Source organism: Pseudomonas bubulae, from assembly GCF_900618535.1.
Taxonomy (GTDB): domain Bacteria; phylum Pseudomonadota; class Gammaproteobacteria; order Pseudomonadales; family Pseudomonadaceae; genus Aquipseudomonas; species Aquipseudomonas bubulae.
Genome location: NZ_UYJA01000002.1, coordinates 607,051 through 622,652 on the forward strand (window position 1 = coordinate 607,051; position 15,602 = coordinate 622,652).

At 59.8% G+C, this 15,602-nt stretch carries 14 protein-coding genes; 6 read left to right on the forward strand and 8 right to left on the reverse strand.

Translation table 11 applies throughout. From position 1 onward, the window contains the following. Positions 1–9: 9 nt before the first annotated feature. The 7 genes from PPTH39_RS09485 to PPTH39_RS09515 form a co-directional block, all read right to left on the reverse strand. On the reverse strand, positions 10–1,131 hold the full coding sequence (locus PPTH39_RS09485; protein ID WP_095019460.1) for a succinylglutamate desuccinylase/aspartoacylase family protein: 1,122 nt from the start codon (positions 1,129–1,131) through the stop codon (positions 10–12). Between the two features lie 165 nt (positions 1,132–1,296). Continuing rightward, positions 1,297–3,759 carry a penicillin acylase family protein gene (locus tag PPTH39_RS09490; protein WP_130871907.1) on the reverse strand — a complete coding sequence of 821 codons (2,463 nt, stop codon included), beginning with the start codon at positions 3,757–3,759 and terminating at the stop codon, positions 1,297–1,299. Between the two features lie 80 nt (positions 3,760–3,839). Beyond that, on the reverse strand, positions 3,840–4,481 hold the full coding sequence (locus PPTH39_RS09495) for a glutathione binding-like protein (RefSeq protein WP_095002967.1): 642 nt from the start codon (positions 4,479–4,481) through the stop codon (positions 3,840–3,842). Between the two features lie 202 nt (positions 4,482–4,683). Next, positions 4,684–4,893, reverse strand: coding sequence for an SEC-C metal-binding domain-containing protein (locus tag PPTH39_RS09500; protein ID WP_086795965.1), 210 nt, complete (start codon positions 4,891–4,893; stop codon positions 4,684–4,686). 7 nt (positions 4,894–4,900) lie between these two features. Then, positions 4,901–5,386 (reverse strand): LEA/WHy family protein, encoded by a 486-nt coding sequence (locus PPTH39_RS09505; RefSeq protein WP_095002968.1) that lies wholly within the window; start codon positions 5,384–5,386, stop codon positions 4,901–4,903. A 22-nt stretch (positions 5,387–5,408) separates the two neighbouring features. Continuing rightward, positions 5,409–5,885 carry a YchJ family protein gene (locus PPTH39_RS09510; RefSeq protein ID WP_095002969.1) on the reverse strand — a complete coding sequence of 159 codons (477 nt, stop codon included), beginning with the start codon at positions 5,883–5,885 and terminating at the stop codon, positions 5,409–5,411. Between the two features lie 4 nt (positions 5,886–5,889). Further along, positions 5,890–6,387, reverse strand: coding sequence for a DUF6231 family protein (locus PPTH39_RS09515; RefSeq protein ID WP_095019457.1), 498 nt, complete (start codon positions 6,385–6,387; stop codon positions 5,890–5,892). A gap of 157 nt (positions 6,388–6,544) precedes the next feature. Between PPTH39_RS09515 and PPTH39_RS09520 the strand changes: the two genes are divergently transcribed. The 3 genes from PPTH39_RS09520 to PPTH39_RS09530 all read left to right on the forward strand — a co-directional run bounded on the left by PPTH39_RS09520 (position 6,545) and on the right by PPTH39_RS09530 (position 8,393). After that, complete coding sequence (locus tag PPTH39_RS09520) at positions 6,545–7,237, forward strand: PA1041 family peptidoglycan-binding anchor lipoprotein (RefSeq protein ID WP_095002971.1); 693 nt, start codon at positions 6,545–6,547, stop codon at positions 7,235–7,237. A 126-nt stretch (positions 7,238–7,363) separates the two neighbouring features. Next, a complete protein-coding gene (locus PPTH39_RS09525; protein ID WP_095002972.1) occupies positions 7,364–7,642 on the forward strand; it encodes a DUF1145 domain-containing protein in 279 nt (92 codons plus the stop codon). Beyond that, the gene (locus tag PPTH39_RS09530; RefSeq protein WP_095032388.1) at positions 7,635–8,393 is read left to right on the forward strand and encodes a hypothetical protein; all 759 of its coding nucleotides are present in this window, start codon (positions 7,635–7,637) and stop codon (positions 8,391–8,393) included. The genes PPTH39_RS09525 and PPTH39_RS09530 overlap by 8 nt, the downstream gene beginning before the upstream one ends. Before the next feature lie 743 nt (positions 8,394–9,136). Here PPTH39_RS09530 and PPTH39_RS09540 read toward each other — a convergent pair. After that, the gene (locus tag PPTH39_RS09540; RefSeq protein ID WP_095027020.1) at positions 9,137–9,601 is read right to left on the reverse strand and encodes a CopD family protein; all 465 of its coding nucleotides are present in this window, start codon (positions 9,599–9,601) and stop codon (positions 9,137–9,139) included. A 98-nt stretch (positions 9,602–9,699) separates the two neighbouring features. Here PPTH39_RS09540 and dinG point away from each other — a divergent pair, with 98 nt between their 5' ends. From dinG to PPTH39_RS09555, 3 genes are all read left to right on the forward strand, one after another. Continuing rightward, complete coding sequence (gene dinG / locus PPTH39_RS09545) at positions 9,700–11,844, forward strand: ATP-dependent DNA helicase DinG (protein WP_095002975.1); 2,145 nt, start codon at positions 9,700–9,702, stop codon at positions 11,842–11,844. Positions 11,845–11,939: 95 nt separating this feature from the next. After that, entirely contained in the window at positions 11,940–14,291 is a 2,352-nt protein-coding gene (locus PPTH39_RS09550) for a beta-galactosidase (protein ID WP_130871909.1), read from the forward strand. A gap of 113 nt (positions 14,292–14,404) precedes the next feature. Beyond that, on the forward strand, positions 14,405–15,550 hold the full coding sequence (locus PPTH39_RS09555) for a serine hydrolase domain-containing protein (RefSeq protein WP_095002977.1): 1,146 nt from the start codon (positions 14,405–14,407) through the stop codon (positions 15,548–15,550). The last annotated feature ends 52 nt before the right edge of the window (positions 15,551–15,602 follow it).

Consider the following 15,602-nt stretch of genomic DNA (forward strand, 5'->3'; position numbering starts at 1 on the left):
GGTAGTGGCTCAAGGCGATAGCAGATAACCGCTACGATAGGCTTCGCGGCCTGCCACGTGGGCAATCACCATGCCTGCGGTGGCCATTCGCCGCTGAGAGCGGGCATACAGTAAACCTGCGCTGGCGCAGTAAACCGGTGTGAGCTTGTCGCTGATGGGGTCAATGATCTCGGCAATCAACTGGCCAGCGCACAGATACTCCCCCGGCCTGGCATTGAACACCAGCAGCCCGCCTGCCGGTGTTGCCACGGGCTCTACGCCGGCCAAAGGGGTGGCGGGGTAGAGAAGGGGTGGCAAAGGCACGGATTCTCCGTCAATCGCGCCAAAATCGATCAGATAATCAATCAGCGCCTGGCAGTCGTGCCCTGCATGGCTGTGGTTCACATCTGCCAGGCCGCGTAATTCCAGGGTTACGGAAAAGCTGCCCTGGGGAATCGCATAGCAATGACCGAAACGCTGCTGTAGTTGCCACCACAGCAGGGTGAAGCACTCATCGAACGACAACCCGCCGGAGTCCGTTGCCAGAAGGCTGGCTTGAGCGCCGAGGTGGCGCGCCAGCGGTTCGACCTGCGGCCAGGCTTCAGGCGTGGTGTACAGGTGGGGTACGGCCTCATAGTCGCAGTGCAGGTCCAGCACCATATCGGCATCGCAGGCCAGCGTTTGCAGGGTCAGGCGCTGGGAGTGCAACTGCGTTGTCGGCACTTGCGCTGACAGCAGTTCGCGCAAGCGACGGCGGATTAATTGCAGGTTCTGTGCGGGATCATCGCTGAGCTGGCCTTCAAGCTCATCACCAATCTGCGTGCTCAGGTCCAGGAAGTTACGATTGAAGTTCTGCCCGCTTTGCAGCTCGTAACGCCCCAGCGGGATATCCATCAAGACCTGCTCAAGGCCAGCCGGGTTGGCCACTGGTACCACGACTATCTCAAAGAGCAACCGTCCCGCCGCCTCAAGCTCTGCAAGGCGCTGCTTGAGGTGCCAGGCGACCAGCATCCCGGGCAATTCATCCGCATGCAGTGAGGCCTGGATATAGATCTTGCCTCGGGGCTGGGCAGGCCCGTAATGAAAACTGTGAATAAGCCGTTCAGTGCCCGGGACAGGTGCCAGCAAAGGATGAATTTGATGTCGCTGCATGGAGACGTCCTTGTGAGCCAAGTTCAGATGGCCAGACAGTAGCGCTGTGCCAGTCGCCCCAATCGAAGCATATTATGGGCGACATACAAATGAAAAATTGCACCTTTTACTCAGCATATGCCCTCTCCCGGCTTTGTGCATGAGAGGGCAGGCTGTGGCTCTAGGTTACTTGCCCGGAACCAGGGTCAGACGGGTCTTGCCGTAGGTCTTGTCGAAGTTCTGCGGCTGCATCGGGAAGCTGATGTACTGCCCTTTGAGCCACGGATCGATACCGTCGGTGTAGTGCGGGCTGGCCGGGTTACTCGATTGCCCGGTGCTGTTTTGCGCCATCATCGGTTCGACCTGGCCGAAGTCGATGATCATGCGCATGGCCGGTATCTGCGTCACCTCGAAGTTTGCGCCTGCGAGGTGGTAGGCCGCCGTATTGAGGGTCGTATGATCGCCGCCTGCCATAACGGGGGCGCGAACAGTCTGGCCGTTGGCATTGCGCCATACGTACTGATGCAGCTTGCCCCACTGCCATGCTTTGTGATCGTTACCCATCAGGCTGTCACCGGTGCTGATCGCCCCGGCCAGGCTGCGGGCCAGAATGGCCGGTTTGTCTTCTTTTTGCGTGGTGCGGCTATCGTCCCAGAAAGGACTGTCTTCGCGGCCCAGCAAGTGATCGGCTACCGCCGGGTAAGACAGGTTGCTGTTGGCCACAAATGCCTGCCAGCTGGCGCTGTTCTCGGGGCCCAGTTCATCCAGGAAGATCTGCCGGGTGCTTTCCTGCAAAAACAGTTCGTACACTGCCGCATCGGCCGAGTTGGCGCCGAGCTTGCCGTCAAATGCCATCAGCCGGCCAAGAGCTTCACGGGCTTTGGCCTGTTCTGGCGCGGGCAATGCCGCGATCGCCTGTTTCAGAGGCTGTGCCATGCCGGGGGCGCTGAACATGGTTTTCAGCTTGGCTGCGAACAGCGTGGTCTGGTCGTACTGCATGGCTATCATGCTGCGGGCGTCCTGTTTGCCACTGCCTGCCAGTTGCGCAAGGCGTTCGCTGCGCTCAGGTGACAGCCACGAGTTGGACAGTTGCATGCCGTAGCCATAGGCGGCCGTACGCTGGTTGGCGGTACCCAGCCAGCCTTGGGTCGGGTCCTGGTCGTAGGGGTGCAGCATCGGGTCGGCGTAACCTTCCCAATCGTAGCGGCCATCCCAGCCCGGCGACGGGAACAGGCCAAGCCCTTCACGGCGGTTGGGGTAGAGCCCGGTCACTTGCCAGCCGATATGGTTGGCGTCGGCATACAGCAGGTTCAGCGCCACAGCGCGGATTTCACGGCTGGCATCCGAGGCTTTTTCGCTGTTCTGGGCACGGGACAGGTCAAAAAATGCGTCGAGGGTTTTGTCGCCCTGCAAGTCCGGGGTTTGCAGGGCAAGGCCCAGGCTACTGTTCAGGGCATTGGGGCTGCCCAGGGTGCTGTTGAGCAAAGGCCCGTGGCGGGTTTCGTAAATTACTTCGCGAATCGGACGCTGACCTTTGACGAAAAAGGTTTCGTTGCGCACCGTCGCCGGTAGCCACTTGCCGTTCGCCATGTAGTACAGGCTGCTGCCCTGGCGTTTGAGCTTCTCCAGGAACACATCCTGGTTGTCGCCCATGGCCATGCTCATACCCCATGCCACCTTGCCGTTGAACCCGGCAAACAGGGTCGGCAAGCCCGCAATGGTTGCCCCGGCAGCCTGGTATTTGGGGGCGCGAATCTGCACGTAGTTCCAGGCCGAAGGCACGCCTATGGGTTGATGGATATCGTTGGCCAGCAGGCTCTTGCCACTGCGGCTGCGCTGCGGGCCAATGGCCCAGTCGCTGGATGCCGTGACACCTGGCAGGCTCAGTTGCTTCACCTGTTCAAGGGCCTGGGACACGCCGCTCAAGCCTTGCAACTGGCTGCCCAGGGCCAGGCCCTTGAGCTTGTCGGCTTCGCTGCTGGGCAGGGCTTCGTTGGGATAGGTTGGCATCAGCCAGGGCAGTTTGTCGGTGCCGACTTTTTGCGTAAGGGCCAGGGCGTTGAGTTCTTCTTGCAGGTTGACCGACATGCCGAAGTTCAACAGGCTGAAAATCAGCGCCGAGTCCTCGGGTTTCCAGTACTCGACCTTGTAGCTGGCCTGCGCCAGATCGGCCGGCAATTTGTCGCGGTAGCGGAACAGGTAGGCGTTGACTCCGCGAGCGTAGACTTCGAAAAACTTTTTAAGTCGCGGTGAAGCGCTTTTATAAAGCTCGTCAGCGTTCTTTTTCAGATTGACGGTGCGCATCAACCGGTCGCTTTCCAGTGCATCAACGCCGTTGAGCTCGGCCAAGCGGCCTTGGGCCAGCAAGCGCAAACGCACCATCTGGCTGATTCGGTCACCGGCATGCACATAACCCAGGGTGAACAGGGCGTCATGGAAGCTGCTGCTTTCGATCAGCGGCATGCCCTGGATGTTGCGGCGTACCGACACGTTCTGCGCAAGGCCCTTGAGCGGTTGCACGCCAGAGGCTGGCACCAGGCTTTCAGTGGCATGGTTGTTTATCTGGCAACCGGCCAGGCCCAGCAGGCTGACCATTGCCGCGGCAACGCCGAACCGGGGTAGTAAAGAAGTAAAGGCTGGCGAGGCCATGGCAAAGCTCCTGCGGGGGTGGTGTCATCGAAAGCCGCTACGTTAGTGAGGCCGATGACACCGTGCAAGCGCTATATGCACTACTTCGGCGGGTTGATTTTATCCACCAGTGCGTAGGCACGTTCTGTAGCCGGGCGCGCCTTGACTCGCTGGAACCAGGCCTTCAGGGCCGGGAAATCATCCAGGTTCTGCCCCTGCCATTCATGGGGCACGATCCACGGGTAAATCGCCATGTCGGCGATGCTGTATTCGTCACCCGCAACAAACTCGCGGCCTTCCAGCTGTTTGTTCAATACGCGATACAAACGGGCCGTCTCTTCGGTGTAGCGTTTGATCGCATACGGGATTTTTTCCGGTGCGAAGCGGTTGAAGTGATGATTTTGCCCGGCCATTGGCCCCAGGCCACCCATTTGCCAGAACAGCCATTGCAGGGCCATTTGCCGGCCGCGCAGGTCCTTTGGTAAAAATTGCCCGGTTTTTTCCGCGAGGTACAGCAGGATCGCGCCGGACTCGAACAAGGACAGTGGCTCGCCACCGTCGGCCGGTGCCTGATCAACAATGGCCGGGATGCGGTTATTCGGGGCTATCTTCAAAAAGTCCGGAGCAAACTGTTCATTCTTGCCGATATTGATCGGATGAACCTTGTAGGGCAGGCCAGCTTCTTCAAGAAACAATGAGACTTTGTGGCCGTTGGGAGTGGTCCAGTAATAAAGATCGATCATGAAGGGCTCCAGAAGGGAATGTTCACCCAGCACCTGACGACCATCAGAGGCGGTCATCGACTGTGGGCTGTCAGTTTTACCCCCAAAAGCGCGTCGGATGAAAGCAGGTCATGGTTTGTGACGCACTTTTTCATAAAGCAAAAACACAAACGCCGCACAGGACACTGGATCCTGTGCGGCGTTTGCAAAGCGTCCCGAGGGATCAGGCGCCGTGGCACTTCTTGAATTTCTTGCTGCTGCCGCACGGGCAGGGATCGTTGCGGCCAACGTCTTTCAGCTCGTTGCGCACAGGCTCTTGAGGTGCATGGCCGCAATGCGGGCCATGTACATGACCGTGATCGTGGTCATGGGTGTGGCCATGATCATGATCGTGGTTGCAGTCGGGGCCATGAACGTGGGGTTGTTGGGTCATTGCTCAATCACTCTGGAATAAAATCGCCGGGGATTATCTCGCCTTTGCGCGTCAGGTGCACGTCGTAACCGTAGAACAGCCCGGTTTGCAGTGTGCCCTCGAGTCGGTAGGGGATGGGCTGGTCGGGTGTTTCAAGCAAATTGACCAGCGGGCGCACCTGCGGCCAGAGGTTGGTACGCACCGGTATCACGTACATGGCGCTGCTGTTGGGTTGCACGCTGAACCAGTGTTCGTTCTCACCTTCGGTCAGCTTGATGGTGCCCAGATACACGGCATAGCTCAGGCCGCGTACGGTCAGTGTCGAGTCATTGGGGTTGTCGACCCGAAAATGCAGCCTGAAGCGCTGCTCCAGCAGCTTGGCCTGCACCAGTTCGACTTTTTCCAGATGCACGTCCGGGTCCTTGTCGCCTGAGTCGAACCAGGAGGTGCATCCCGATACCATCAGCAGCATGGCCAGGGCGATTGTTTTTATTGTTCGGGCCCGCACGTCCATTGTTTAACCCTCAGAGTCCAGCCTATTGACCGAAAAAACCGGCACAGCATTTTTTGAACTTCAGCCCGCTGGCGCATGGGCAAGCGTCGTTGCGCCCGACCTTGAGCGGTACGGTGGGGTCGATGAAGTACCAGCGCCCGGCGCTTTGCACAAAGGATGAGCGCTCGCGGTGGCTGTGCTCACCATTGGCGTCGTGCCAGCGTGCAGTAAAGGTCACAAAGGCGTGTTCCGGTTGGCCGCCGAACACTTCGCTGCTTTCAACGGTCAAGCCCAGCCAGGTGCTCTGCGCGCTCCAGTCGGCAATGGACTGGCGATCCAGCCCGGCTTGCTGCACAGGCAGGGTGGTGCTGACCAGGTAGTCGACAAGCCCCAATACATAGGCGCTGTAGCGTGAGCGCATCAGGGTTTCGGCGCTCGGGGCCGGGTGGCCGTCATGATAGTGCCCGCAGCAGGCTTCCAGCAGGTTGCCGCTGCCGCAGGGGCAAATGGATGTGCTCATCGGGTTACCACCAATACTTGCCAAAGTTTTCCGGGTTTGCCCAAAACCTGGCGTTTAGCCAGTCGGGTACTTGTTTGTATTCGCGCAAGTCGTAAGTAAAGAGCGTCAGGACTTGCTCGTCACGCTGAAACCTCTCATTGCTTTGTAAAGCAAGGGCGTAAAAGTCGGTTTCTTTCCAATTGCAGGCTGTGAGATCCGCCAGCACGGCAATGCGACTGGCATTGAGGTTGCGAATGCCGCCCAGCAATTGCAGCCCGCTGTTTTTGGGCAGGTGCTCCAGGCAGTCGATCACCAGTGCCAGGTCAAAGCGTTGCGCTGCCAGGTCTTCGGGCAACGGGCCAGGCGCTGCTCGGGCCACCTGCGCGCCGGGGTGCGCAGCCTCGAAGGCGGCCAGTGCCGGGAAACTGCTGGCCCCGACCACGAGCAGGCGTTGTGGCGCATAACGATCCAGCAAGGCCGCCAGCGCTTGCTGGGGTGTACGTGTAGAAATACCGGGCGTCATCGAAGGTCCTCACTTAGAGCGTCCAAGACTAGCCTGCGCAAGCCGCGCGGCCTAGTGGGCTGTTGCCGCTACTGTCACTTTGCTGGCGCATACCCTGAGCGCAGTCTTTACTTTGCCTTGCATCGGCCAAACGCCGACCCTCAGGAGAGACCCTTTTATGAGCATCATAAGAACAGCAGTACCTCTGGTTGTTCTCACCGGCGTATTAACGGGCTGTGCCGGGTTGCAAAAAACTGACTGGCCCACCTGTGCTGCAGTCGGCGGTGTGGGCGGGGCGGCCTTGGGTGCAATAAAAAGCTCGGCCTGGGCGGGGGGTGGTGCCGTATTCGGTGCGGGCATGGCCGCGGCTTACTGTTGGGTACACGGTGACGGCGATGCGGATGGCGACGGTGTTCCGGACAGTCGCGACAAGTGCCCTGATACGCCCCAAGGCGTGAAAGTCGATGCTGCGGGCTGCCCGATTGTGGCCGTGGTGGTGGTTGAAGAAGTGGTGGTCGTCAAGCAAGAGGCTATTGTAGTACGTGATGTGAATTTCGAATTCAACTCTGCCCGGTTGACTGCGGCGGACAAGGAAAAGCTCAATATCATAGCCGCGCGCCTGAAAAAAGACGCCGCCAACGCCCAGTTGAAGGTCACAGGGTATACCGACAGTGTGGGCAATGAGGCCTACAACCTGAAACTGTCCAAGGCACGGGCGCAGTCGGTGGTTGAGTACTTGATCGACAGCGGTGTACCGCGCAGCCAGTTTGTTTCCGTGGAGGGAGCCGGTGAGTCGAACCCTGTGGCCAGCAATCAGACCCCTGAGGGCCGCGCCCAAAACAGACGTACCGAGATTCTGATCATTCGTTAACCCTTGGTATCGCCGCGGTTTTGCCCGGGCCAGTCGAAGTTGCGGCGAATCTTTTTATGACGGTCTATGGCGTCCTGCTTGTACAAGCCGTTAATGTGCGACAAAGAACATGCTAAAGGCGGATGTATGAGGGTGCTTTGGGGGCTGGGTAAAGCATTGACACTGATAGTTTGGGCCTTGGTGCTGAGTAATCTGTACCAGCCCTTGGTCTACCCGTTCGATGTGCTGATCAACCTTGTTGGCAGCCTGTTGGTGCTGACCCATGTGCTTGAGGTGCTCTTGTTCAAAGGTCGCCTGCAAGGCCGCCGCCATCCCTGGCGTGATCGCCTGTTGATTCTTGTGTTTGGAGTTTTTCACGCACATACCCTTCCTGCCTCCCGCGAACGAGATGCCAGCCATGCGTAAGTTATGTTTGTTGGCTGCCTTGTGCAGCCCTTTTGCTCAGGCCGAGGTCGTCTCGGTCGAGGCCAACTCGATGATGCGCCTGCCCGCTAACGTCAGTGTATTGCGCCTGGAAAAGCTCGATGTTGCTGACTACGGGACGTTATTGATTCCAGCGGGGATCACCCAGGTCTATATCGACCAACTGCAGCTGGGTCGTGAAGCACGCATCACTATCGTTCCTGCCGAGCACGGCATCGCGCTGCGGGTGGCGCGTGCCGAACTGGGCGAGGGCAGCCAGATCAATGCCCGTGGCGCCACCGGTACCTTTGAAAAGCCTGCGCGGCCAGCCCGGGACCTGAGCCTGCGAATTGAGTCACTGCAAGCGCCGCAACTGTCCATTGATGCCCGTGGCGGTACGGGAGCGCCGGGTTTTGCCGGGCTTGATGGCGGTAATGGCGAAGAGCCAGGCTGTACTTGGGGCGCGGCGGGCTCCGGAGCCAATGGCGACAATGGAGGTAACGGGCAACCGGGTGCGGCCGGCGGGCAGGTGCGGGTTGAGCTGCCGCGTGACTACCCGGCCGAGCAGGTCCGTGTGCGGGTTGACGGCGGTACGGGCGGCAAGCCCGGCGAGGCCGGACGGGCTGGCGCAGGCGGCAAAGCCAAGGGCTGTGTGGTGTATCGCACCGATGGCGGCAAGTCCGGCAAGCCGGGCCTGGCCGGGCAGCCGGGGGAAGCGGGTACGGCAGGTGCTGTGACTATCCAGCGGTTGTAACCTGTGCACGGCACGCAATATCCGCTGAGGCGCTAAGCGCAGATTGCGCAACACATTCACTCCGAACAGGCCGGCCGGTCGGCCGCCTCGGGGGCGCTGTGCTTTTGATCTGCCTGCCCTCCCGGGAGGGCGAGTGGAGGTTCTGTGGAGTGGGTCGACCGGCATGGATGCCGGGAGAGCCGCGATGGGCCATGGATGGCCCGTGGGGCGTGCCCACGGAACAGGACCGGAGCGAGTGAACCTGAGCGCAGCGAAGGCCGTACGATGGGGCGCAAGCGCTTTGGTTACTTTGCCGCTTTTGCAAAGTGACTCGCTGTAAGAGCGAAACCAATATTTCAGTTAGACGCAAATGCCGGATATGTAACCGGTGGATCAGTTGATTTGCGGCACAGCTACGTATAAATAAACGACGTGCCTGTCACCAATCAGGCGCGTGCTGCTTCAGTGCGTTACCAGCGTGTCCAGCAACTTGTCGACATAACCCTTGGCCAGCTTTGCAGCGATGGGCCGAGACTATTCCCCGATTTTAAGCGGCGCAAGCGAACGGGATTTTTTAGCAAGTTTCACGGAAACGAAAGCGAAACGTCGTACGAAACGCCTGATATTAAAGGCCAAATGCCTTGCTGTCGTCGTCGCAAACACTGCAAACACGAACCCTCTGATACCCCGTAATTAAATGGTTTTACGACTGCTGCGCAGCCGGACGCCGCCTCGTTCCTTCGGCAGCTACACCCATCCGGCTTTTAAAAAGTCGGCCGAGCCGCCGCAATTGCCACCAACACCAGCCCCACAATCAGATTGCACCCCACCAACCGGCGAATTTTCCCAATTGCCGCTGCCCCGTCAGCCCAAGCCTGGGCTTCGACGGCCTTGCGCAACTCAGGCAACTGCAGCGATTGAATGCGGATAAACAACGCCACCATCACGATGTACAAGCCCATCATGATCTGCACATAGCGCGGCGCCGTTTCAAAACCGTTGAAGCGCATTTGCAGAAGACCTACACCGCTTATCGGCAAAATCACCACTGCGATCCACACCCATACAAAAAAACGTTGGAACACTTCTACCCACAGCTTTAACCGTACCGGGCCTTCAAGGGCCGTGACAGCCGCCGGGCGCAGGATCATCCAGGCGAAAAACATGCCGCCCACCCAGATCAGGGCGGCCAGTACATGCAGGCTGTAGGCGAGGGCAAAGGCGGTCATTGGGGTACTCCGTTCGGCGCGGGATGAATTAGCGGGGTATGATAGCGGTCATTCGAACCACTGAAAATTTATCCAGCGTTTCTTGCGCCCGAAGAACCATGATTAGTACCGAACTCAAAACTCAGATCCAGGGCGCTTACTCGCGTTTTCTCGAATCCAAGAGCCTCAAGCCGCGTTACGGTCAGCGTCTGATGATCGCTGAAGTGGCCAAGGTGCTGGGCGATATCGACACCGACGAAGAAAACCACCGCAGTGGCGACCCGGCTGTGGTCGCCGTAGAAGCGGGCACCGGTACCGGCAAAACCGTGGCTTACTGCCTGGCTGCCATTCCTGTGGCCAAGGCCGCGGGCAAGCGCCTGGTGGTTGCCACGGCAACGGTCGCCCTGCAGGAGCAGATCGTCTACAAGGACCTCCCGGACCTGATGCGCAACAGCGGGCTGAACTTCAGCTTTGCCCTGGCCAAGGGCCGTGGCCGCTATATGTGCCTGTCCAAGCTCGACATGCTGCTGCAAGAGGGCCACGCGCAAACCGCGACGGCGCAGCTGTTCGAGGAAGAAGGCTTCAAGATCGAAGTCGATGAGGCCAGCCAGAAGCTGTTCACCAGCATGATCGAAAAGCTGGCCGGCAATAAGTGGGACGGCGACCGCGACAGCTGGCCCCAGGCCCTTGAAGACCAGGACTGGGCGCGCCTGACCACCGATCACAGCCAGTGCACCAACCGTCATTGCCCCAACTTCGGCCAGTGCGCTTTCTACAAGGCCCGGGAAGGCATGAGCAAGGTGGACGTGATCGTCACCAACCACGACATGGTGCTCGCCGACCTCGCGTTGGGGGGTGGCGCGGTATTGCCTGATCCCCGTGACACGGTCTATGTGTTTGACGAAGGCCATCACCTGCCGGACAAGGCCATTGGCCATTTTGCCCACTACACCCGTTTGCGCTCCACCGCCGACTGGCTGGAGCAAACCGCCAAGAACCTTACCAAACTGTTGGCCCAACACCCGTTGCCCGGCGACCTGGGGCGTTTGCTGGAGCAAGTGCCGGAGCTGGCCAAAGAAATCAAGGCCCAGCAACAGTTCATGTTCACTGCCTGCGAGCAGATCGCCGACTTTAAAGTCGGCGAAGAGCCCGAGGGTCGCGAGCGTCCGCGCCATCGCTTTATTGGCGGCCTGATTCCCGATCACATGCGTGAAATGGGCATCGAGTTGAAAAAAGGATTCTCGCGTCTGACCGACCTGTTCACTCGTCTGACCGAGATTCTCAAGGACGGTATGGATGGCGAGGTCAATATCGGCATCACCAGCAACCAGGCCGAGGAATGGTACCCGCTGTTTGGCAGCCTGCTGTCCCGGGCCCAGGGCAACTGGGAGCTGTGGACCGCCTTTACTGTCGAAGACCCTGAAGACAACCCGCCCATGGCGCGCTGGCTGACCCTGGCGGAAAGCGGTTCGCTGTTTGATATCGAGGTCAACGCCAGCCCCATCCTGGCCGCCGAGATGCTGCGTCGCAACCTGTGGAACGTGGCCTATGGGGTACTCGTGACCTCCGCCACCCTGACAGCACTGGGCACCTTCGACCGTTTCCGCATGCGTGCCGGCCTGCCCAAAACAGCCGTGACGGCGGTGGTGCCCAGCCCTTTCCATCATGCTGATGCCGGTGTGTTGCGAGTGCCTGACCTCAAAGCGGACCCCCGTGACGCTACGGCTCATACGGCGGCGATCATTCGTGACTTGCCCGCGCTGGTCGAAGGCTCGCGGGGCACGCTGGTGCTGTTTTCATCACGCAAGCAGATGCAGGACGTATTCGACGGCCTGGAGCGCGACTGGCGCAAGCAAGTGTTTATCCAGGGTAACCTGTCCAAACAGGAAACCCTCAACAAGCACAAGGCGCGGGTCGATGGCGGGGACTCCAGTGTGTTGTTTGGCCTGGCCAGTTTTGCCGAAGGCGTGGATTTGCCTGGTGCCTACTGCGAGCACGTGGTGATCGCCAAAATACCGTTTTCGGTTCCCGATGATCCGGTCGAAGCGGCCCTGGCCGAGTGGATCGAGGCCCGGGGTGGCAACCCCTTCATGGAGATATCCGTGCCTGATGCCTCGCTCAAGCTGGTTCAGGCTTGCGGGCGTTTGCTGCGTACCGAACAGGATCGCGGCACCATCACCTTGCTGGACCGGCGCCTGGTCACCCAGCGCTATGGCAAGGCGATTCTGAATGCACTGCCGCCGTTCAGGCGCGAAATTTCTTAAGCGCGGGTCGGCGTTATCGTCGACTTTGCTGTCTATGCTTTGACTTTCACCACCTCACAGGCCGATTTTCGGCCGTTTGGGAGAACCAGATCCATATGATTCGCCGTTCGCTGTCTGCTGTTTTTGCGTTGCTGGTCACGACTCCGCTGTTGGCGGCGCCTGCTGGCCAACAAACCCTGTTCAATTTCGTTCGCCCTGCCGATGTGGTGCAAGTGGCGACTACGGATGCGATCTTGCCGCAATACAATGCGGAGCAAACAGCCGAAGGCGAAGTGCTGCGCCGCGTCACCTTCAACCCGGCCGTCGCGCCCAGCCTGCGTTTGACTCCGCAAACCGGGGTATGGGACTGGTCGCAGTCGGGGATGATGACCCTGCGCATCCAGAACGCCATGAACTGGGCACTTACGCTGGACGTGACCGTGCAAAGCAGCAACGGCAAAACCCTGACCAGCCGTGTCGACCTGCCTGCCGGCCCGGCGCAAACCCTGTTGTTGCCGCTAAAAGCCAATTCTCCACACAGCCAGGGCATGCGCGCCGGCCCACCGATGCCGATGACGCTGGATGGCCAGCGCATTCTGCTGGCCAGTAGCCAGGGTGAAATCGATCTGAGCCAGGTGGTGTCGGTAAGTCTGTCGATTGCGCAACCGAACGTCGCGCAGAGCATTCTGCTGGAGCGCTTCGGCGTGCAGGACGGCACAGGCGTAATCAAGGCCGTGTACGGCGCGATCGTCGACGGCTACGGCCAGTCGACCCGCGCCAAATGGCCGGAGCGTGTTGCCAATGACGAACAGCTCAAGGCCGCCGCCGCAAAAGAACAGCAGCAACTCAAAGGCTGGCTGGCCGGGCGTGCCGATCAGGACAAGTACGGCGGCTGGCTGAAGGGCGCGGGGTTTGAGGCGACCGGGTTTTTCCGCACAGAAAAGCGCAATGGCCGCTGGAACCTGATCACCCCTGAAGGTCACCCGTTTTACTCGCTGGGCCTAAATGCCGTAACGGCCAACGACAGCCAGACCTATGTTGCCGGCCGTGAGTGGATGTTTACCGATTTGCCCCATGATGGCACTCCTCTGGCCAGTTTTTACGGCAAGGCGAACAACAATAGCGGCAACGCCTCGACCCAGGGCAGGGGCTTTGACGCCGGGCGCTGGTACAACTTTTATGCCGCCAACCTGCAGCGTATCTACGGTGAACCTTGCGTAACGGCTAAAACTGAACCGGATAGCGCACCGGTGAGCCCTTGTGCACCTCCAGCCTTCGATGCCAAGCGTTGGCAGGCCCGCACCCTGGATCGCCTGCAAGCCTGGGGCTTCAACACCATCGGCAACTGGAGCGACCCCGAACTGGGCCTCAACGATCGCGTGCCCTACACCCTGCCGCTGTCGATTGTGGGGGACTACACCAGCATCAGTACCGGCACCGACTGGTGGGGCGGCATGCCCGACCCGTTTGACCCGCGCTTTGCCATGGCCACCGAGCGCGCCGTGGCCATTGCCGCTCGCGATCATCGCGATGATCCCTGGTTGATCGGTTACTTTGCCGACAACGAACTGGCCTGGGCCGGTCCGGGTAATGACCCGAAATCCCGTTATGCATTGGCCCTGGGCACTTTGCGCATGACCACGGATGTACCCGCCAAGCGGGCCTTCCTCAAGCAGCTGCGTGACAAATACCGCAACCAGCAGGGTCTTTCCAAGGCCTGGGGTATTGAAATTCCGGCCTGGGAGCTGATGGAGGACCCGGGTTTTGAAGGGCCTTTGCCCAACGCCGAGCACCCGCAAATCGAGGCGGATTATCAGTATTTCCAGAAAGTCTTTGCTGACACCTACTTCAAGACCATTTCCGACTCGCTCAAATGGCATGCTCCAAACCACTTGCTGCTCGGCGGACGGTTTGCCGTCAGTACGCCAGAGGCCGTGGCGTCCTGTGCCAAATACTGCGATGTACTGAGCTTCAACTTCTACACCCTGCAACCGCAAGACGGCTATGACTTCGGCAAACTGCGCGAACTGGACAAGCCGGTAATGATCACCGAGTTCAACTTCGGCTCCCGTGACCGTGGCCCGTTCTGGGGCGGCGTCACTGAAGTGGCCAACGAAGAAGCCCGTGGCCCGGCTTACAGCAAGTTCCTCAAACAGGCGGTGGCAGAACCGTCGATTGTTGGCGTGCACTGGTTCCAGTACCTGGACCAGCCGGTCACAGGCCGGTTGCTCGACGGCGAAAACGGCCACTTTGGCATGATCGGTATCACCGATTTGCCGTTTACCGGTTTTGTCGACAGCGTGCGCAAGGCCAATCTGCAGGCCCTTGGCCAGTTGGGCCAGGAGGCCGCCAAGGCCCAGGCCGAAGCCGAAAAAGCCGTCAAGGCGCCTGTGCATGCAACCGATGATGGCAGCGGCGGGCGCTCTGGCGCGGGGCATGCAGGTGGGCACTCGGGCAAGGGGCACTGATTTTCCCTGCCCGATGGGCGGCGATGTATTTCGTCGCCCAGTAGGGGTTTCTTCCTTTTCAATTCCCACTTTAAAACTAAGGTCTTGCATTCCAACTGAATGGAGACTTCGAAATGGAAGCGAAAGGGAAGTGTGCAAGTGGGTTCGAAGCCGTTCAGGAAGCCTTTGAGGCGATCTTCGATGATCCTCAGGAGCGAGGAGCCGGTGTTTGTGTGCAGGTGGGCGGCGAAACCGTTGTCGACTTATGGGCGGGTGTGGCGGATCTGGAGGGCGAGCAGCCCTGGAACCACGACACATTGGTCAACACCTATTGTTGTATCAAACCCTTCACCGCCATCGCGGCACTGATGCTGGTGGAAGAGGGCAAGCTCGAGCTGGATCAGACGGTTGCCCACTATTGGCCGGAGTTTTCCCAGGGCGGCAAGGAGCGCATCACCTTGCGCCAGGTGTTGTGCCATACCTCAGGTATCCCGGCGCTGCGTTTGCCCAGCCGCACGCCCATTATGTACGACTGGGATGCAATGGCCGAAGTCGTCGCGGCAGAACCCTTGTGGTGGGAACCGGGAACCAGTGTCGGTTATGGCGCCACCACCTATGGCTGGATCCTTGGCGAGCTGGTTCGACGGGCCGATGGTCGCGACCCCTGTACCTTTATCCACGAGCGAATCTGCGAGCCCAACGACCTTGAAGTTCATATGGGCGTTGATGCCGAGCACTTTCACCGCATTGCCTTTTTCGAGCGCGCTGAAGGGCGAACGGGTGATAACTACGCCCAGGACTTGCGTGCCGTGATGGTCAGTGAGCCTGAGCATGTCGCGACCCTTGCATTTACCAATCCCGCCATGGGATCACGGCAAACGGCTGACCCGCGCTGGTGGGCCTATCGCCATCCCGGCGTAAATGCCCACGGTACCGCCCATGGCCTGGCCGGGTTTTACAGTGCGCTGCTGGGCGGGCGCCTGGTGGGGCCTGAGCTGCTCGCAGAGTTCACCCGCGAGCACAGTAACGATATGGACCGCACGCTGCTGCGGCCCATGCGTTACGGCCTGGGTTGCATGATGGAGCAGCCGGCGGACCCGGGAGCCTCCCATCGGATGGGGCCAAAGGCATTCGGGCATGTGGGGCTGGGCGGGCCAATCTCCTTTGCCGACCCTGAGCGGGAGGTGAGCTTCGGCTTTGTCACCACCACCATGGGCAGCCATGTGCTGATGGACCCGCGGGTGCAGAAGCTTGCGCCTTTGGTCTACGCCGCGCTGTAGACACACCCTAAGTAGCAGCTGCCGAAGGAACGAGGCTGCGTTCGGCGGCAAA